Below are 18,906 nucleotides of genomic sequence, written 5' to 3'. Positions count from 1 at the left end.
TTTGAACAATTAGGCACCAATCAACACGAAAAATGATACAGTGTAGGTACCGCTGTAGGTACCATTGCCTAAGATAATTCAAATACCTGGAAGATCGGGTTTTTACCTCAGGGTTGCTGTACCGAGAGGTAGATTAAGGGATGCCTTTGGAACGTGTGATGTAGTAAAAAAAATTGGTAACACAAAAGAGGAAGCCGAGGAGAACATCAGCTCAGCAGCAAAAGCTATTCAAGAAAAATTTGATGAAAAGCTCAGAGAAGAAGAGGCAAAACAGATAAACAAATCCTTACCCAAGGGAATAAAACTAGAGGCTGTCAAAAATAGTAATTCAAATGAATCGCCAAAAAACATAGAAAAAGACTTAAAAGAGGCTGGATTTAGTAATGCAGCTATAGAAGCTCTGATGAATTTTGAAGAACAGGAAAGTAAACATGATCAAGAAATAGAAAAAACTGTTCCTTCTCCCTGCATAGCAAATAATTCTCCCCGAGCGAAATTTGAACAATTTAAAGCCGATAGTAATTACTTACAAGAACCTCTACAAAGTGAATTATCAAACGACAGCGATCACTTCACGAACGACGCCGTACAACTTTTAAAATTTCATGGTAGTTATCAACAAGATGATCGGGAACATAGAAAGAGAGGAGGCACAGGCAAAGACTGGCAAATGATGCTAAGGCTAAGAAATCCAGCTGGTTTAGTCCCAGGTCCACTTTTTGTTGCCTTAGATGATCTCTCTGATCGACTAGGTAACAAAACGCTTAGAGCTACTACTCGGCAATGCTTTCAAATGCATGGAATAAAAAAAGGAAATATCAAAGAAGTAATAGGAACGATAGTGAAGTCAATGGGATCTACCCTAGCGGCCTGTGGAGACGTCAACAGAAATGTAATGGCTCCAGCAGCACCTTACGAAAAGGGATCTTACCCTGCTGCTAGAAAATTAGCTAATGATATTGCCGATATTTTATCGCCTCAAAAAGCTGAGAAAACATACCTTGATTTATGGGTTGACGGCGAGATGAAATATGCTATTAAGCCATCTTCTGAAGTCAAAAACAAAAGGAAGCTGCAACGAAATTCGGGCGTTTTTAGTGGGGACAAAAATGAACCTTTATATGGTGCAACCTACTTACCAAGAAAATTCAAATGTGCAACTACAGTACCAGGAGATAACTCTGTGGATATCCTTACCCATGATATAGGTCTAGTGACGTTCACGAATTCAAAAGGAACACTAGAAGGATGTAATGTCTACGTAGGTGGAGGTATGGGTAGAACACACAATTTAGATACGACATTTGCGAGGATAGCAGATCCAATTGGTTTTGTAGAAGGGAAATACATACTAGAACTTGTTCAATCTATTCTCGCACTTCAAAGAGATTATGGAGATAGAAAAACAAGAAGACATTCTAGACTTAAATATGTTCTGCATGACATGGGTGTCGATTGGTTTAAGAAACAGTTAACAAAAAAATATTTCACAAAAAAGATTGGCACCTTAAGGGACGAAGGGGATACAAAACTTGAAGATTATCTAGGATGGCATAGACAATCTAAGAGATTATGGTTTGTTGGTCTACCACTATTATCAGGTAGGCTTAACGGAGCAACAAAGAAAGAGTTAAGAAATATAGTTGAAAAATATGCATTGGATGTGCGTTTAACTCCCAACCAAGATTTACTATTGTGTAATATTGGTAATTATCAAAAAGTCAGTGTAAACAATGATCTGATTAATATTGGTTTTAATAATCCAAAAAGCCCTGACCCAATAGCCAGACATGCAATGGCTTGTCCAGCCCTGCCATTATGTGGACTTGCGATGACTGAAGCAGAGAGATTTTTACCAGATCTCTTAGAGCGATTAAACAATCAATTAAAAAGATTAGAGATCAGCAAGTCAATATTAGTAAGAGTTACAGGCTGTCCAAATGGATGTGCCCGCCCATACATGGCAGAATTAGCTCTTGTTGGTAGTGGTTTAAATCAATATCAACTATGGCTTGGTGGTAGTACAAATTTACAAAGATTGGCGACTCCTTATCTACAAAAAATGCCTATCAATGAATTAGAGAAGACATTAGAGCCTTTATTCCTTAGCTGGAAAGATACTGGCACCTCATCAAGTCTTGGAGATCATGTGACCAAGCTTGGTTCTGAAATGGTAATGTCTTTACTAACTTCAAGTGCAGCTCCATAAATAGCATACCCTTTCTTACTTAACCAAGACCACAATTGATCTCCATAGCTAAAATGCCACCATTCGTTTGGATGTTGAACAAATCCAGCCCTTTCCATAACTGCAAATAAAAGAGACCTTCTATATTGAAAAACTTGATGTTTTGAACAAGGTCTCTTGGAATAGTCTTTCTTATAAAAGTCAGGTGATGATTCAGCCCCAATAAAATCAATTTCCCCGCCAAGATCTAGTATTTTTCCTGTCATATCAGCTAGAGTCAAATCAATCGCGCCACCAGTACTATGAGGAGGAGGCGTAAGGGGATTAGAAGACGGTTTCGCCCAGAACTGAGCTACTTCAGCAACCACATTAGTTATGTCTCTATTATCAGAGATATTATTAATATCAATTCCTCTTGACCTACAAATTTCTTGCATGGTGTAATCAAACATAAATTTTTGAACAGAAATAGGCCTCCAAGCATCAAATAAAGCCAACTGTAATTGAGGATTAATCTCTGAAAGATATTGTTGTGCTTGTATCAATCTTCTTAAAACACTCCTACGTAAAACCCATGGATCTGCGCCAGTCAAATATGGAGCACCTAAAGACATATAAGGATGAGGTGTTAATCGAAATATAGATTGTGGAATAGAAATTAAAGGCTCTTTACATTCATTTATTTTTAAATTACTCCAAGGTTTCATCTTCATAATTTGTAGAAAATGTAAATAAAAAATCTCATTTTTGTACAAATTCATTTAATTTTAGCTTTAAAATTAAATGAATTCAATAGTTATTTAACCAAAATATTAATTTAGTTTATTAGCAATTTTAAGTTTGTCCCATTGTTCTTTTATTAACAACCGAAGTATAGAGTTGTTTTTAAGCTCAGGATCGTTATCTAAAATCTGACGAGCCTCATTGCGCGCAAGTTCAAGCACGTCAGCATCATCAGCCAATGATGCCAGTGCAAAATCAGGTAAACCTGATTGTTTTGTACCTAAGACTTGTCCAGGTCCGCGAAAACGCAAGTCAATTTCTGAAATTTCAAATCCGTCATTGGAATTAGCAAGAACTTCCAATCTTTGTCGAGATGTTTTATTTTTATTTTGATGACTCAGGAGACAGTATGACTTGGAGGCTCCCCTTCCAACTCGACCCCTTAATTGATGCAATTGAGCAAGACCAAAACGATCAGAATCCTCAATTAGCATTACACTTGCATTTGGTACGTCAACACCTACTTCTATAACCGTGGTAGATACAAGTATGTCACATTTTTTGTTGATAAAATTTTGTATGACCTCTTGCTTTTCAACACTCTTCATTTTGCCATGAAGTAAGTCAACAACAAAATCTGGAAAAACCTCTGTAGACAACTGGTAATGTACATCAATTGCCGAACTAATTTCTAGTTTCTCAGATTCTTCAATCAAAGGTAGAACAACATAAATCTGATGTCCTTTATTAATTTCAGTCCTGATTAATTCATATGCATAATTCTTTTCTTTTGGTGTAATCAGCTTAGTATCTATCGGAGTTCGACCAGGTGGAAGCTCATCTAATTGACTAACATCGAGATCACCATGCAAAGTAAGTGCAAGTGTTCTCGGAATGGGCGTAGCCGTCATCGTAAGTAAGTGAGGTTGCAAACCTTTATTCAAAAGTTTGTTCCTCTGTTTGACACCAAAGCGATGCTGCTCATCTACAACGACAAGACCAAGTCGTTCAAAGATGACGTTGTCTTCAAATATTGCATGAGTTCCTACCAGAATCTTAGTAGAACCATTTACTAAATCTGTAAAAATTTGTTTACGTCGAGACTTGGCTGTAGAACCAGTTAACAAATCTACGTTCACCTCAAGTTGAGGGATCCATTTACTTAGTGTTTGATAGTGTTGAGTAGCAAGCACCTCGGTGGGTGCCATAAGAGCACCTTGCCATCCAGATTGAACAGCACTGAGTAGTGCTGCTATGGCGATGACGGTCTTTCCACTACCAACATCGCCTTGTAATAGGCGAGACATTGGCTCGGCTTTGACTATGTCTGATTCAATTTCCTCCAAAACTCTTGTTTGAGCATTTGTTAGAGAGAAAGGAAGAATACTCAAGAATTTCCTTACAAGGCTATTACTACTGAGTTCAACACTTAGTTGAGGAGAATTACGTTTCTTATGCAGATCACGTCTTAAAAGCAGACTTAACTGCAATAACAAAAACTCATCGAATACAATTCTTCTCTTTGCTTTAGCTAAAATTTTTGCATTCTCAGGGTTATGGATATAAAAAAAAGCTTCTTTCTTAGTTAGTAGATCTAGTCTATTTACAGTGTCTTTCGGAAGTGGGTCCTTAATATCAGATGTTAAATAAAGAATAGACTGGATTAGATCTCTGAATTTGTCTGCAGTAACACCTTCAGTTAAAGAATAAATAGGGAATATCTGACCAATAGTTCTAGATTTCAAATAACTGGTAGGACTATCGATAATTTCTATCAAAGGATCGTTTAATGATTTGCCATATTTACTTTCTTTAACTAGCCCACTTACCGCAACAGTCGAACCAACAGTATACAAACTTTGTTGAGATTTTACATAGGCAATACTCCTACCACGACTACCTGCAAAAAATCTTGTAACTTTAATCCCTCCAGTCCTATCTTTTAAAAACAGTTCAAGAATAGAAAGATTTGGATTTTTAGGACTTTTAAAAGAACTACATCGTCTAACTTTAGCAACGATCGTTACATTCTGACCTGCATGAGTTTTATCTATGGTTTTCAATGAGGTGTAATCAACATAATCACGAGGGAAATAATTTAAGAGATCACGGATAAAAAAAAGGCCCAGTCTTGATAATCTTTCTGCTTGTTTTGGTCCAACACCCTTAACGGCTGAAATCGAACTGCTTAAATTTAATAACTCAGTCGAAGAACTTTTCGTAGACCCAACAGAATCATAAACTCTTCTTATTTTTAATTTTTTTGGCTCTGTTTTCTCTTTATTTTCTTGATATGTATATAGATTATGAAGAGTCTGTCTTGTCTTAACTATTATTCTTCGCCTATCATCAATGGACAAAGATGGATATTTTTCATAATCCAGAGCTAATTTCTTTAATTTAGAAAGAACATATTCTGGAACAACTATAGAAGGGAAGTTTAATAAATACCCACTTACAAAAGAAGAAAATTTATTAGTTCTACCTTGAATATTATTACAACCGTGATCAACTTCAACTGTTAATGCTTGTTGTAAAGGTCTAACCCATGTTATTAGTTCAGCTGATTTGCTACCAGGAGTAGGTATTGAATCATTACTACTTAAATTTTGGTTGTGTCCTTCCACCATTCTTTATTAACCTCTTCTGCTAATGAGCGACCTTGCCAATAACGTTGCTGTTTAATCATACCCAAAAGTACATTTTGATAATGTTTAATGTTAGTTCTATTTTTTCTAAGTCTTGGATTATCAAATTCCATATCCGAGGGAGTAATTAGCAAGCAATCAATATCTAAACCTCCGGAAGGAACTAATGGATTATTGGTTGGCAATTTAAAAGTAAGAATATTGGATACAGATTTAGAAGAAATTAATTGACCAGACAAAGCCGCATCTAAAATATTTATTGGTATCAGAGTATTTACAATACCTGATTTTAAAAGCTCAGTGTTAATGGAATCTGATAGGTCACGCAATCTTCGAATCAAAGCTGTATCTATAGAAATAATCCACTCATATAGTCCAATTGGTGATTGTGGAAGAAATCTATTGTTTGTGACATCATTACTAGAGGAGGACACATGAGAAGAATCCTCACTGTTGGAATCGAAATCTGTTGAATCAGATTCTTCGGTCAATGCAAATATTGACTGCAAAACTTCAATATCTTTACTTTTTAAATTAAAAGTATCAGTAATCTTTTCATCTTCATTTAATTGCTTATAATCCTTATTTTTATTTTTAATTCGCAACTCATTTTCAGATTTTGTACTTTTCATATAAATTTCTTTATTATCTATAGCGTATGGAGCTTTTAATTCACCATTCCAACCTTCAGTTATTGATAAATTTTCCAATGGCGGTATTGAACTTATATGAATTGAATTAACAGTGCTAAATGATTCGGATTTTTCAGAATCATTTTTCAAATTTAGTGCATTTGACATTTCATCTTTAACATTATTTAAATGACGAATATTTTCTTGATCAATTTTCTTAGCCAACTCAATTAAATGTTCAATTGTTATGAGAGAAATATTATCTGAAACTAATTTGTCAATTTTCAACTGAAATAGCTTTCTTGAACTAAATGTTGAGAAACCAAAATCATCTCCAGGCCTATCAGTGATTAGAGAGAATAATGTGGTTCTTATAGTTTGAGGTAGCAAATTTCTCAGCTCCTCAAGATAAACAGAAGTAACTCTATAGATAATAGGCGATATGTTATTACATTTTTCCTTTAACAAACCTATTTGAACTAAAGGATCAAACTTAGAATCCAAAAAATACTTATTTTTAGACAAGATTAATCAGATGTCATTGATGCAACCTCTTCTGCAAAATCAGACTCTTTAACATCAATCCCCTCGCCAAGAGTGTATCTAGTAAATCTACGAACTTTTATGTTCTCTCCTATTTTACCAGCAACTTGTTTTACAAGCTCCTCAACATTTATTGAACTATCCTTTATGAATGGTTGTTCTAAAAGAGCCATCTCTTTTAATCTCTTTCCTATTCGTCCTTCTACAATTTTTTCTTTTATTTGATCGGGCTTACCTGAGAGATCATCTCTTCCCATCTCAATTTCTTTCTCCTTGCTTGCAATAGCTTCTGGAATTTGATCAACGCTTACATACTCAACACTTGGACAAGCGGCGACTTGCATTGAAAGATCTCTCAAAAGACCTTGAAATAAATCTCCTCTAGCTACGAAGTCTGTCTCGCAGTTCAACTCTAAAAGGACACCAACTCGAGAACCTGTATGGATGTAACTCCCGACCGCTCCCTCAGCTGCGACTCTACCTGATTTCTTTTCAGCACTGGCTATACCTTTTTGTCTTAACCATTCAATAGATTTTTCCATATCACCCTTGTTCTCAATTAGGGCTTTCTTGCAATCCATCATTCCAGCAGATGTTTTGTCTCGAAGTTCTTTAACGAGTTTTGCTGTTATCTCCGGCATTTTATGTGGGTGTAGTAAAGAATTAGATTAAGTTAAGAATTTATAATACAAGTATATTAGCTACTCATTAGTGCCATGTCTCCCTTCATTTATAGCATCAGCTAATCTGCCCAAAACAAGTTGAACAGATCGAACTGCATCATCATTACATGGTATGGGGATTTCGCATAGATCGGGATCGCAATTAGTATCAAGCATTGATACTAGTGGAATATCAAGCTTTCTAGCCTCTAGAACAGCATTTGTTTCCCGCCTCTGATCTACTAAAACTACAACATCAGGTAGACGTCTCATTCCTTTTAATCCACCAAGATATTTTTGCAATCGTTCTAATTCTCTACGTAAAACGGCACCTTCTTTCTTTGGGCGCATTGCAATAGCACCACTAGATTCCATTCTTTCAAGATCTTTTAGTCGATCGATTCTCGCTTTCATTGTTGTCCAATTTGTCAGCATCCCTCCAAGCCATCTTTGATTAACGTAGGATGCTCCGCATCTAATGGCTTCTTGAGCAACGACTTCGGAAGCTTGTTTTTTAGTTCCTACAAAAAGGAATCTTTTACCACTTCTTGCAGCTCCTCTAGTCCATTTATAAGCACTATTCATACAAACAGCGGTCTTGACTAGATCAATAATATGAACCCCATTGCGAGCTGAGTAGATGTAGCGAGACATCTTGGGATTCCATCTTCTTGTCTGATGCCCGAAGTGAGCACCAGCTTCCATCATCTCTGAAAGAGAAACTACAGCCATTTTTTTTGTAAGTTCCGGGTTCGCCTCCACCCAACAGGGATAAATTAAATAGTGATTAATAAATCAATATTTATTCATCACCCGAAACAGTCAGGTGTGCGGTTTTGAGTTTGCATTGGTAATTCTACCAAACGATTGCTCACCGAAGTCCCAATAATGATGCTTCTCTAAAAATTTGTCTCACTCCAATCAAATTAAGAGGAAGTCTTAACAATTCCATAGCTAAACCAGATCGGCCATTCTTGATTAGAAAAGCCAAGAGAGGTCTGAGTGTCTTTGTGTTAATAAGTCCGCCAAAAGTTAAAAGTTCCCACAGGCAACGATGAAAGAAAGTGTATTGAATTATAAATTTCACTCTCAAAGTTGGATGCTTACGATAAAAAACTAATCCCATTTTTGATCTCTCTTTTTCAATTCGAATCAAATGAGGAATTTGATCAAGAGCTAATGCTGGATGCCAATGAAATCCAATAGCTCTTGGACATTTTATAAGTTTAACGCCCATATTTCTTAATCTTTCTCCCAATTCCAAATCTTCCCAACCATATAGCCGAAAAGATGTGTCAAAAAGGCCTGATTTTTCTAAAACATTTTTATCGATAGCAACATTTCCAGTAGCAAAGTAGGCCCAGGACAAGTCTTGAAATTTAAAAGGCTCAGAATTTGGATTATTAAAATTAGAAGTATTTATGACAGATCCATAGGTAAAACATTTTCTATTACCAAGTTTTTTCCAAGCATTGAGCAGAGCATCAACATGGCTCATTAGAAAATATTTATCAACAACAAGATCACTATCTATAAAAACAATTAGTTCTCCTCTTGACTTTTCAACTCCAAGATTTCTTCCTAAGGCTGGCCCTCCATGAGATTGTTCAAAAAGTCTTAAATGAGGATAAATCTCAGCATTATTTCTCAGCCAATCAACCGTTCCATCTGTTGATCCATCATCGACTATTACAATTTCAAAATTTTGAATTTCATTATTTAAAAATTGCTTTTCTAATGCATCTAGACACTTTTTTAGTATCGGAAGTCTGTTGAAGGTGGGTATAACAACGCTTACTAACATCCTTAATTAAAAAATAAAATCAAAAAAATTGTCTTTAAACACTTTAAAATAAATGATTAAAAAAAAGATTATCTGATTTGAATAGCGGTTTATTAATCAGCAGCCCCACCGTTATTTGCAGTTCCAGTAACACCATTACCTGCTCCTTCTCCTCTGCCATCATTACGAAGCTTACGTTTCTTAAATTTCCTGGCATAAGCTCGATTTCTCTCTTGCTTCTCTTTCTTAAGATTTCGTCTTTTGGACATACTAGGTTCCTAGATTTTTTATATCTAACCAATTTACTAAACTGAGGGCAATATTTGGCCATCTTCCATTCGCAAGAGACGATCTGCTACATCCAATATTCTCGGATCATGAGTAACCATCAACACAGAGCACGATTGTTCTGAAGCTAAATTTTTCAACAAATCAACTATTTCTCTACCAGTTGAACTATCCAATGCAGATGTTGGTTCATCCGCTAATAGTAATTTTGGTCTAGCCGCAAGAGCTCTGGCAATTGCAACTCGTTGTTTTTGCCCACCTGATAAGTCATGAGGCAGCTTAGATAAGTGGTCTTCTAATCCAACAGCTCTCAGCCACTCTCTAGCCTGAGCTCTACGAGCATTGTACGAAAATCCATTTAAAAGGTCAGCTCCCATTTGAACATTTTGCTCAGCGGTAAGACATCTCAAAAGATTATGCCCCTGAAAAATCATTCCAATATTTTTTCTAAGATTCTGCCTAGTTTTCCTGCTCGCTCCAAAAAGTTGTTTACCAAGAACTTTAAGGTCACCATCTTGAACTTTACGAAGAGCTCCAATCAAAGTTAAAAGAGTAGTCTTTCCACATCCTGAAGGTCCTGTCAGTAAAACAACCTCACCAGGAGAAATTTCCATTGAGACAGACTGAAGAACATGCCTTCTCATTTCTCCATGACCATACCAATGATTCAAAGAAACAATCTTTAAAGTATTATTGTTTATATTTTTCATAAATTATTTAAATTAAGTATTAGATTATTCATTAAAATATTTCAGCAGGATCGGCATCTGCCAATTTCTTCATGGCTGCCAATGCTGATCCCATACACATAAAAAGTATTAAGCAAAATATAATTGATGCTCTGCTAAAACTCATTTCAACAGGTAATTTAGTTGATGATCTAACTAAAGCATATAAAGCTTGTCCTGAAACATAAGCAGGAATATATCCAATTATTGATAAGATTAATCCTTCTCTAGCTACTACTCCTAAAAGGCTTCTTAAGTTATACCCCATGGCCATTAAGGTTGCATATTCAGGCAAATGATCACTAACATCACTATAAAGAATTTGATAAACAATTACACAACCAACAATAAATCCCATTGCAGCACCTAATGTAAAAATAAATCCAATCGATGTACTACTTTTCCAATAATTCTTTTCAAAATCTATAAATGATTTTAAAGACATAACTTTAACGTCACTAGGTAAACTTAAATTCAATGAGCGAACCACATTTTCAATATTTGATCCCTTCTTTAACCTTACTAAACCAATTTCAATACTTCCTTTGGGATTACCTGGGGATAGTTCTAAGTATGTCTCACTGCTTGTTATTAAATTTCCATCTGCACCAAAGGAAGGACCTAAACTAACTATTCCAGAAACTCTAACTCTTTTACCTGCGACTTCAGTTTCAACTAAACGCCCTGATTTAAACCATTTAGAGATTGGGCCAAACTCATCCCTGGAAAGATCATCAAATAAAACTCTTCCTTTATTCTTTAAAGTTTCTGCCTTCCTTTCAAAATCAGACTCAATTAATAATGGCTTACCTGGCTCAAAACCTAAAGCTAGAATAGATCTTGTGGATAAATTTTCAGGATTTCGCCAAAGGAGAAAATTCCAATTAACAGCAGTTGTTCCAGTGACGTCTCTATGGGCCATTGCTTGAATTAATCTTCTTCGAGGAAACCCACTCATACTTATTGAACTTTTTGAGCGAGGACTAATTAATACCAGATCTGCATCAAATAACTTATGAACAGTAACACTTGCGTCAAACAATCCATCTCTAAAGCCTAGTTGCATAAACATCAAAATCCCAGCAAATGCTATTCCTGCAATAGCCACCAATATCCTTAAAGGTTGTCTTGTCAGCAAAAGCCAGGCAAGAGGTATTTTCCTGTTTTTTAAAAAATTATTTATTTCCACTAGGGCTGAAACCGAGCAATGACTTTCATCCCAGTTAAATGAGAAACCTTTTGAGCAGATGCATTATCAAGTTTGACTCTGACCTCGATAATTCTTGAGTCAGCATCGCCGGTTGGATCAGTTGCAAGCACTCTTCTTTGCCTGACTTGTGGGCTGATCAAACTAACTTGACCTCTTAAAGAGCCATTAAACCCTCCGTTCTCACTAATTAAATCTACAGACTGACCCACTTGAACTCTGTCTATATCGGATTCATAGACTTCAATAAGAGCTTCCATTAATTGATTGGCGCCCACACTAATTACACCAGACGAATTCGGTCTCTCTCCCTCACGAATCAAGATTTGAAGAACAATCCCATCAATTGGACTTTTTAATTGTGTTTGCTCTAAATCGACGTTAATTGCATCTATGGCAGATTGAAGCTTTGAAATTCTGGTCTCAGAAATGAACAAATCATCTTTCATCTTGTCTAAAACAATTGACGCAACTGCGCCTTTATCTACAAGAGATTGATATCTATTGATTTCCCTATTTTTTATCCTGATTTCACTGATTAATATATTTAAATTTGCTTGTGCAGATTTCAAGTCAGCTTCAAGTTTCGGACGATTATCAAAAACAGCTAAGATTTGATCCTTAATAATAGAGTCACCTTCTCGAACTAATAATTTAGATAATCTTGGAGTACCCCCCTTTCCACTGGTTGGAGCTGCTAATTTTCTTATTTCTCCAAGAGGATTTAATTGACCTAATGCTGCTACACCCTCAATCCTATCAACCACTTCATTATTTATAAGAGTTTGATTTACTTCTAAATCTTTATTATTACATCCGCTAATTATAAGCATGCACAAGGGTGCTATGCCTATAAAATAAAAGAATTTTAAAGATACATATTTAAACATAACTAACATTCAAAAAGGATTTTGTTAATGTATTCATCTGCCCAAGATGAACCAAAGAATTTAGTTAAAATAGCCCTGGTCTTATCATTAAGTTTTTGATTAGAGCAATATCTTTTTTGATAATTAAGTCTATTCATTGTAGCTGACGAATTAATTTTGTCTTCCTTGCCCATAACCAATAAAGATAAGAGTAGTGACAAATATTGGTCAATGATTTTTAAAAATAGTTTTTCTTCGAACAAATCAACTGGGCGGATAAAGCAAACATATGGAGAAAAGATAGATCCCCACTTAGGCAGCTTCCCAGGTTCGTTAAATTTAGGAATTTGTAATGATCTCATTTGAGAAACGAGGTGATCAGGCAGGTGCTCCCCAACAGGTGACAAGTCAACAATGGCAGCAGAAATATTATTTGAATTAACTACCAAATCAGCGCCAAATATTGGAAGTTCAAAGCATGGGTCAGGGAAAAAAACACAATGGAGTATTTCAAATTTTTTGCCAAGCTTTGCAACCTCCAAATGAATTTTTCTAAATCCTTTTGCTTGATAAAACTCGTTACTGATAAATAATTCCTCCTTATTAAGATTGGCATAAATCCTTTTGGACTTAGGGTCAATATTTAGAGGTTCAACATCAGTCAAAGAAATGATTTTGTTCTTGATAAGTTCGAAAACTTCAAACAAAAGAGGATTCAATTTACTTTGAGTGCAAAAAACTGACTTCAAAACTAATAACTGAAACTAAAAGGGATGGCTAAGAATCATAGAGAAGGTTTATTTAAAAATATTCTCAAACAATATTATATGATTATCAAGGAAAAAAGGACTGACAAGAGTTTTTTATGCAAAGTGGAGTTAAACAAGGAGCAAGGGTTGAATGATTGAATTTAGAGAAAGAATAAAAAGCAATAAAAAAACAATTAGACAAGATAATTTAATTATAAATAAAATTTAGACATCCAAAATAGATAACTATTAAAAAAATCTTTTATAATTTAAAAGATTTTAACCATCTTATTTAAAATCATAGATATTTTATGCATGGATTGAGATAGCATAAAGATTTAGCGTACTATAAGATATTAAGAATGAAAGTAAATCATTGGTCATTGCCTAATGGTGCTACCTGTGTCGTAGCTGATATAGAACAATCAACATTGACTTGTATTGACTTTTGGTGCAAAGGAGGAAGTCTATATGAAAAGAAAGATGAAGAAGGAATTGCACATTTCTTAGAGCATATGATATTTAAAGGGAGTAAAAACCTTAAAGAAGGCGAATTCGATTTAAGAATTGAATCTCTTGGTGGAAGTAGTAATGCCGCGACTGGGTTGGACGATGTTCATTATCACGTTCTAGTACCACCAGAGAAGATAGAACAAGGACTAAATCTGATATTAGAATTATTATTATTTCCTAAAATTGAAAAAGAAGCATTTGAGGTTGAGAAAGAAGTGGTTTTAGAGGAAATCGCACAAAATATTGAGCAACCAGATGAAATTATTTATATGAAATTATTAAAGGGATGCTTAACACCACATAGATACTCAAAGCCAATACTGGGTGACGAAAAAACTGTAAAAAGTATAAATCCTAGACAAATGAAACAATTTCATAAAAATCATTATGTAGGTAAAAACTGTACACTTTCTATAGCAGGAGAATTACCAAAAGAAATTATTTCAATCGTTAGCAATAGTAAACTTAATGAATTAAAAAAAATTACAAAGGAAACAAATGTTTGTACAAAAACCACTTTTAATAAGGGCTACAAGAAAGAAACTATTCCTAGGCTTGAGGGAGGAAGAATATTGAAAGCCTGGAAACTTCCCCCTGCAAAAGAACAAATATTAATTTTAGGAGCAGAAATTGCTGCCACAATTTTATGCGAAGGTAAAAGTAGTATTATTGTTAAAAAGTTAAGAGAAGAAAAAAGAATTATAGAATCAATAGACATAGATTTACAAATTCTGGAAGAAGGTGGATTAATTCTTCTAGACGTCAGTTGTCAAAAGGAGAATCTTAAACTTGCTGAAAGTGAAATCAATATTATTCTCAAAAAATTAAACAGGGATTTAGTTGCTGATAAAGATCTAGAACGTGCAAAAAGATTAGTTGTAAATAATATTTATTTTGGTCTTGAGTTGAGCACTCAAATTGCCTCAACTTTAGGGAATCAAGCTCTATGGGGACGACACCAATCAGTATTAAAATCAATAGATGATATTTCATATTGGACAAATTCTCGTTTAAATGAATTAATTTTTCCATTATTTAATCCAGAAAATGCATTTACATTAATTGCCGAAGCTGAGAAATAAATATGAACATAATCCTAGACACAATTAATAGCAAAAAAATAATGTCCGCGAAATTATGGATAGAAAATGGTAGCAGAAGCGATCCAAAAAATCAGAAGGGGATTCATCAAATTTTAAGCTCAACAATGCTTAGAGGGTGTGGGCCATACAACAATAATCAAATTGCTGAAATCGTAGAAAGTTCTGGTGCAAATTTAAACTGTGATACATTTGAAGATGGTCTTCTAATAAGTCTTAAATGTATCGAGAGTGATGCTTATAAACTTCTTCCTTTAATTGGTTGGATGATTACGAAACCTAAACTTCAGCTAGATCAGATTCAATTAGAAAAAGATTTAACCATAAAAGCAATTAAAAGACAAAAAGAAAGTACTTATCAATTAGCTTTTGATGGCTGGAGAAAGATGGTATACCGTGACGGACCATATGGACATGACCCACTAGGATCAATCAATGATATAAATAAAATCAATAAAGAACATATATTGCCAATTTCAAGCTCATTAATTCATAGAAAAAAGAACTTAGTAATTTCAGGAAAGTTTCCTATTAACGTAGAAAATTATATAAAAAATTCAATTGCTTTTAAGGGGATTAGTGAAAATTTTACTAATCAAAATAAAATATCAAAGATAAAAGGCTTTACTAGAGATCAAATCCTAGATAACAAAAAAACTAGCCTTTGTGCACGCTCATTAAATACAAATCAAGTTATTCTACTATTAGGCAAAGCCACAATTAGATATGATAATGTATCTGACATTTTGCTTAGATTATTATCATGTTACTTAGGCTATGGAATGTCAAGTTTATTATTTAAGGTTCTCAGAGAAAAGCATGGAGTAGTTTATGAAGCAGGAGTTTATCACCCTATTAGAGAGAATCAAGCACCATTTATTATGCACGCCTCTACAACTGAAGACAAGGCAATTCTAACTCTCCAGTTACTGAAGGAATGTTGGGAAAAAATTCTAAATAGTGAAATATCCCCAGAAGAGTTAGATCTTGTAAAGATAAAATATCGAGGGCAAGTGGCCCATTCAATGCAAAGTGTTAGTCAAAGAGCTGAGCATAAAGCACATCTTTTAGGAATTGGTTTAACAAAAGATCACGATAAAGAAGTACTACTAAGACTTAATAATATTAGTAGTAAAGAAATCAAAGATGCTGCCAATAAATATTTACAGGGGCCAGTGCTTAGCGTTTGTAGTAACAAAGAAGTTATACGGAAAATCAGTAAAGACTGGCAAGGGTAATTTAATTTTCAGTTACCATTATTTAGAATCTTAAGTCTTTCAGAAGGAATCAAGAAATTTCCCCTTCTAAATTTTACTTCTAATAAATCTTTTGACCTTATACCAATAATTACGCCAACCTCATCAAGAGATACTAGATCTGGAGGTCTTAACATTGAAATAGAATCTGCTGTCTTCAAATAGGGCAGAGGAACTTGTAAGGATACTTTTTCTCCAATTGAAAATTTCATTATGATTAAATAGCCCTAAATTATATTATTGACATATCAAGCAATTTGTAAATAATTAATGTATGAGATCTGCTCATTAAATTCATTGCAAAAATTTAGCAGCGGGTTAAAAGCAATAACAGGCGTAATGTTAATCATAATATTCGCAATGTTACCATCATCTATAATTTTTCTTCAAGAGGACCTATCTCTCTCAATTATTCCACTTCATAGCAATTGGCAAATTCAAGGGCTTCTTTTAACTTCATTGCTTTGCGGACCTCAAATAGGAACAATTTCTGCAATTTCCTATCTGATTATAGGTTTATTCTATTTACCTGTATTTCATGGAGGGGGGAGTGTTGGTTATATCTTAACTCATGAATTTGGTTACTTGTTAGGATTTATTCCCGCTGCTTGGACATCTGGTTTTTTAGCAAAAAAAAATTATAAAGCTAATTTAATTAATTATTCACTTTATACAACACTATCATTATGCATTTTGCATTTTATAGGTATTATTTATTTAATTTTTGGTAAAATGTTTGGAAATTGGTCAGATAAATTATCCGATCTTATTTTGATAAATACTATTGTACCTTTCCCAACTCAATTATTACTATGCATATCAATTAGTCTATTATCAATATTACTAAAACGTATATTAATAGTAAGATGAATCAATTAAAGAGTAGAAGCATGAAAATCATTATATACTCTTTTTTCATTGTTTTATTAGATCAAGTTAGTAAATTTTTAATTTTAAGTATATTAGGGTTTGAAAGATCAAAGAATATTATTCCTAATTTATTAAATTTCACACTAGTAAAAAACAAAGGCGCAGCATTTAGTCTTTTCAGCAATTCCACAAATATTCTTACTATCATAAGTATTCTAGCCACTTTAATATTAATTATTATTATATTAAAATTTCCACCAAAATCTTTTTGGAATTTTATTGGACTTACATACCTTTTAGGTGGGACTGCAGGTAATGGAATTGATAGATTATTCAAAGGCTATGTTCTAGATTTTTTCGAGTTAGTTCCAATTAATTTTCCTATTTTTAATGTAGCAGATATATCAATAAACATTGCTATAATATGTTTTTTAATTGATATAATTAAAACCAAAGATAAATCTAGTCCAAAGTACTCAAAAAAATAAAAAATATAGTTATCATATGAAAATCTATAATTCAAAAAAAATAATATTTTACATATTCATAGTATTCATTAGCTTGATACTTGTAGGCTTGGTAGGGGCAATAATTAGATTAATAAATATTCCTGCAATATTTATTACAGTTTTCATAATAGGTGGTTTAATTTATACAAGAAAAATAGATAAGTTTAAAAATATTTTTAAACTTATCTTCAAAAATAATAAGGAGGAGGAGAAAATATTAGACCTATCAGTCATAAGCAAGAAAGAGGCTGCAGGAAAGTCACTAAAGACACTTGATCAGTTAATCATGTTAATTAACGACAAAGTAAAGGCAAAGGCACTAATAGATGAAAAAAATAGAGTTTCATCAGAATTAGATAGAGGCGATATTAATTTAGTAGTTTTTGGAATCGGCTCCAGTGGCAAAACATCATTAATAAGATCTCTGCTAAAAAGAATAGTTGGTAAAGTTAGTCCTGAAATGGGCTCAACAAAAGAACATGAAACCTATAGGCTCAAGCTCAAAGGGCTTAAAAGAGGAATTAAAATAATTGATACTCCAGGGATACTAGAAGCAGGGGAAAGAGGAAGAGAAAGGGAAAAAAATGCGTTAATAGAAGCACGTAAATCTGATTTAATGTTAGTAGTAATAGAAGGTGATTTACGTTCTACCGAAACAAGAACAATTAGAACTTTATCTAAATTAGGGAAAAGACTTTTACTAGTATTGAATAAAATAGACTTAAGAGGAGAAAATGAGGAAAAAAGATTAATTGAGATTCTTAATTCTAGATGTTGTGATTTTATTGAATCAAAAGATATTATTTGTACATCAGCATCACCTCAGACAATTGCAATCCCTGGAGAAAAACCTTATCAGCCAGAACCTGAAGTCAGTAGTTTAATTAGAAGACTAGCAAAGATATTACATGAAGAAGGTGAAGAGTTGATAGCAGATAATATATTACTTCAATGCAGTAATCTTGGTAAAGAAGGGAAAAGGTTATTAGTTAAGCAGAGAAGTCAATCAGCCAAAAAATGTATTGATAAATATGGTTGGCTTAGTAGCGGAGTATTAATATTAACACCATTACCATTTATCGATATGATCGCTGCTGCTGCAGTGAATGCACAAATGGTTATTGAAATTGCAAAAATTTATGGTGTTGAAATCACACAAGAAAAAGCAAAAAACTTAGCATTTTCGGTCGGTAAAATACTTGCAACTTTGGGTTTAGTTAAAGGGGGAGTTTCTCTAATAAGCTCCACATTAAGTTTATCACTTCCAACATTAGTTGTTAGTAAAGTAATTCAAGGAGTAAGTGTCTCCTGGCTAACAAGGGTTGCTGGAGCAAGTTTTATAACTTATTTCCAGCAAGACCAAAACTGGGGAGATGGTGGGATCCAAGAAGTTGTTGAATATCATTACAACTTAAACAAAAGAGATGAGTATTTCAAAAGTTTTATTCGCAGAGCTTATGAGAGAGTTATTGATCCTTTAGTTGAAAAAAAATTCAAAAAACTGCCACCGCGATCAAGGCCTCAGAAGGGGGAGGACTCATTGGACCTCTAAAGTCTAAAGCAAAAACGATTGCCAAATAAATCAGGCCAATCAAAATTGATATAAATGCTGTTGTTAAAGCTAAAATATTTTTTTTA

The 18,906-nt window shown here is 33.9% G+C and carries 18 protein-coding genes; 6 read left to right on the top strand and 12 right to left on the bottom strand.

Features of this window, described 5'->3' with window-relative positions; all coding sequences use genetic code 11:
• Positions 1–403: 403 nt before the first annotated feature.
• Positions 404–2,209 carry an NADPH-dependent assimilatory sulfite reductase hemoprotein subunit gene (locus AC6EI0_RS00855; protein WP_498523479.1) on the top strand — a complete coding sequence of 602 codons (1,806 nt, stop codon included), beginning with the start codon at positions 404–406 and terminating at the stop codon, positions 2,207–2,209.
• Here AC6EI0_RS00855 and AC6EI0_RS00850 read toward each other — a convergent pair.
• The 11 genes from AC6EI0_RS00850 to AC6EI0_RS00800 form a co-directional block, all read right to left on the bottom strand.
• The gene (locus AC6EI0_RS00850; RefSeq protein ID WP_498522649.1) at positions 2,146–2,901 is read right to left on the bottom strand and encodes a M15 family metallopeptidase; all 756 of its coding nucleotides are present in this window, start codon (positions 2,899–2,901) and stop codon (positions 2,146–2,148) included. The two genes, AC6EI0_RS00855 and AC6EI0_RS00850, sit on opposite strands and share 64 nt — an antisense overlap.
• 99 nt (positions 2,902–3,000) lie before the next feature.
• On the bottom strand, positions 3,001–5,541 hold the full coding sequence (gene recG, locus AC6EI0_RS00845; RefSeq protein ID WP_498522648.1) for an ATP-dependent DNA helicase RecG: 2,541 nt from the start codon (positions 5,539–5,541) through the stop codon (positions 3,001–3,003).
• Positions 5,514–6,695 carry an adenylate cyclase gene (locus AC6EI0_RS00840; RefSeq protein ID WP_498522647.1) on the bottom strand — a complete coding sequence of 394 codons (1,182 nt, stop codon included), beginning with the start codon at positions 6,693–6,695 and terminating at the stop codon, positions 5,514–5,516. The genes recG and AC6EI0_RS00840 overlap by 28 nt, the downstream gene beginning before the upstream one ends.
• Positions 6,696–6,718: 23 nt before the next feature.
• Positions 6,719–7,375 carry a translation elongation factor Ts gene (gene tsf, locus AC6EI0_RS00835; RefSeq protein WP_498522646.1) on the bottom strand — a complete coding sequence of 219 codons (657 nt, stop codon included), beginning with the start codon at positions 7,373–7,375 and terminating at the stop codon, positions 6,719–6,721.
• A gap of 60 nt (positions 7,376–7,435) precedes the next feature.
• The gene (gene rpsB / locus AC6EI0_RS00830; protein ID WP_413390230.1) at positions 7,436–8,128 is read right to left on the bottom strand and encodes a 30S ribosomal protein S2; all 693 of its coding nucleotides are present in this window, start codon (positions 8,126–8,128) and stop codon (positions 7,436–7,438) included.
• Between the two features lie 139 nt (positions 8,129–8,267).
• Positions 8,268–9,200, bottom strand: a complete 933-nt coding sequence (locus AC6EI0_RS00825) for a glycosyltransferase family 2 protein (RefSeq protein ID WP_498522645.1) — start codon at positions 9,198–9,200, stop codon at positions 8,268–8,270.
• Positions 9,201–9,292: 92 nt separating this feature from the next.
• On the bottom strand, positions 9,293–9,448 hold the full coding sequence (locus tag AC6EI0_RS00820) for an Asl3888 family RNA-binding protein (RefSeq protein WP_011293689.1): 156 nt from the start codon (positions 9,446–9,448) through the stop codon (positions 9,293–9,295).
• 36 nt (positions 9,449–9,484) lie between these two features.
• Entirely contained in the window at positions 9,485–10,177 is a 693-nt protein-coding gene (locus AC6EI0_RS00815; RefSeq protein ID WP_498522644.1) for a DevA family ABC transporter ATP-binding protein, read from the bottom strand.
• Positions 10,178–10,208: 31 nt separating this feature from the next.
• Complete coding sequence (gene devC / locus AC6EI0_RS00810) at positions 10,209–11,378, bottom strand: ABC transporter permease DevC (RefSeq protein WP_498523478.1); 1,170 nt, start codon at positions 11,376–11,378, stop codon at positions 10,209–10,211.
• A gap of 5 nt (positions 11,379–11,383) precedes the next feature.
• Positions 11,384–12,301, bottom strand: a complete 918-nt coding sequence (locus tag AC6EI0_RS00805) for a lipid ABC transporter permease (RefSeq protein WP_498522643.1) — start codon at positions 12,299–12,301, stop codon at positions 11,384–11,386.
• A complete protein-coding gene (locus AC6EI0_RS00800) occupies positions 12,295–12,990 on the bottom strand; it encodes a phycocyanobilin:ferredoxin oxidoreductase (RefSeq protein WP_498522642.1) in 696 nt (231 codons plus the stop codon). The genes AC6EI0_RS00805 and AC6EI0_RS00800 overlap by 7 nt, the downstream gene beginning before the upstream one ends.
• A 392-nt stretch (positions 12,991–13,382) precedes the next feature.
• Here AC6EI0_RS00800 and AC6EI0_RS00795 point away from each other — a divergent pair, with 392 nt between their 5' ends.
• Positions 13,383–14,615, top strand: coding sequence for a M16 family metallopeptidase (locus tag AC6EI0_RS00795; RefSeq protein WP_498522641.1), 1,233 nt, complete (start codon positions 13,383–13,385; stop codon positions 14,613–14,615).
• 41 nt (positions 14,616–14,656) lie between these two features.
• Positions 14,657–15,871, top strand: a complete 1,215-nt coding sequence (locus tag AC6EI0_RS00790) for a M16 family metallopeptidase (RefSeq protein ID WP_498522640.1) — start codon at positions 14,657–14,659, stop codon at positions 15,869–15,871.
• An 8-nt stretch (positions 15,872–15,879) separates the two neighbouring features.
• On the opposite strand, the gene AC6EI0_RS00785 is transcribed toward AC6EI0_RS00790, so the two are convergent.
• Positions 15,880–16,101, bottom strand: a complete 222-nt coding sequence (locus AC6EI0_RS00785; RefSeq protein ID WP_498522639.1) for a DUF3148 domain-containing protein — start codon at positions 16,099–16,101, stop codon at positions 15,880–15,882.
• 148 nt (positions 16,102–16,249) lie between these two features.
• On the opposite strand from AC6EI0_RS00785, the gene AC6EI0_RS00780 reads away from it, so the two are divergent.
• From AC6EI0_RS00780 to AC6EI0_RS00770, 3 genes are read left to right on the top strand one after another with little or no spacing between them, the layout of a single operon-like run.
• Positions 16,250–16,759, top strand: a complete 510-nt coding sequence (locus AC6EI0_RS00780; RefSeq protein ID WP_498522638.1) for a biotin transporter BioY — start codon at positions 16,250–16,252, stop codon at positions 16,757–16,759.
• 20 nt (positions 16,760–16,779) lie between these two features.
• The gene (gene lspA / locus AC6EI0_RS00775) at positions 16,780–17,247 is read left to right on the top strand and encodes a signal peptidase II (RefSeq protein WP_498522637.1); all 468 of its coding nucleotides are present in this window, start codon (positions 16,780–16,782) and stop codon (positions 17,245–17,247) included.
• A gap of 16 nt (positions 17,248–17,263) precedes the next feature.
• Positions 17,264–18,820: a YcjF family protein gene (locus tag AC6EI0_RS00770; protein WP_498522636.1), complete on the top strand. Its 1,557-nt coding sequence runs from the start codon at positions 17,264–17,266 to the stop codon at positions 18,818–18,820.
• The last annotated feature ends 86 nt before the right edge of the window (positions 18,821–18,906 follow it).

The organism is Prochlorococcus sp. G5PB11 (genome assembly GCF_059772425.1).
Note: the sequence above shows the minus strand (reverse complement) of the source record. Positions and strands in the feature narration are given on the sequence as shown.

Bases quoted from the DNA above. Each gene is read 5' to 3' on its own strand.
- AC6EI0_RS00825 (WP_498522645.1), bottom strand. From the start codon at position 9,200: ATGTTAGTAAGCGTTGTTATACCCACCTTCAACAGACTTCCGATACTA.
- lspA (WP_498522637.1), top strand. From the start codon at position 16,780: ATGAAAATCATTATATACTCTTTTTTCATTGTTTTATTAGATCAAGTT.
- AC6EI0_RS00770 (WP_498522636.1), top strand. From the start codon at position 17,264: ATGAAAATCTATAATTCAAAAAAAATAATATTTTACATATTCATAGTA.
- AC6EI0_RS00855 (WP_498523479.1), top strand. From the start codon at position 404: ATGAATTTTGAAGAACAGGAAAGTAAACATGATCAAGAAATAGAAAAA.
- AC6EI0_RS00780 (WP_498522638.1), top strand. From the start codon at position 16,250: ATGTTACCATCATCTATAATTTTTCTTCAAGAGGACCTATCTCTCTCA.
- tsf (WP_498522646.1), bottom strand. From the start codon at position 7,375: ATGCCGGAGATAACAGCAAAACTCGTTAAAGAACTTCGAGACAAAACA.
- recG (WP_498522648.1), bottom strand. From the start codon at position 5,541: ATGGTGGAAGGACACAACCAAAATTTAAGTAGTAATGATTCAATACCT.
- AC6EI0_RS00815 (WP_498522644.1), bottom strand. From the start codon at position 10,177: ATGAAAAATATAAACAATAATACTTTAAAGATTGTTTCTTTGAATCAT.
- AC6EI0_RS00850 (WP_498522649.1), bottom strand. From the start codon at position 2,901: ATGAAGATGAAACCTTGGAGTAATTTAAAAATAAATGAATGTAAAGAG.
- AC6EI0_RS00790 (WP_498522640.1), top strand. From the start codon at position 14,657: ATGTCCGCGAAATTATGGATAGAAAATGGTAGCAGAAGCGATCCAAAA.
- AC6EI0_RS00785 (WP_498522639.1), bottom strand. From the start codon at position 16,101: ATGAAATTTTCAATTGGAGAAAAAGTATCCTTACAAGTTCCTCTGCCC.
- AC6EI0_RS00820 (WP_011293689.1), bottom strand. From the start codon at position 9,448: ATGTCCAAAAGACGAAATCTTAAGAAAGAGAAGCAAGAGAGAAATCGA.
- AC6EI0_RS00805 (WP_498522643.1), bottom strand. From the start codon at position 12,301: ATGTTAGTTATGTTTAAATATGTATCTTTAAAATTCTTTTATTTTATA.
- AC6EI0_RS00795 (WP_498522641.1), top strand. From the start codon at position 13,383: ATGAAAGTAAATCATTGGTCATTGCCTAATGGTGCTACCTGTGTCGTA.
- rpsB (WP_413390230.1), bottom strand. From the start codon at position 8,128: ATGGCTGTAGTTTCTCTTTCAGAGATGATGGAAGCTGGTGCTCACTTC.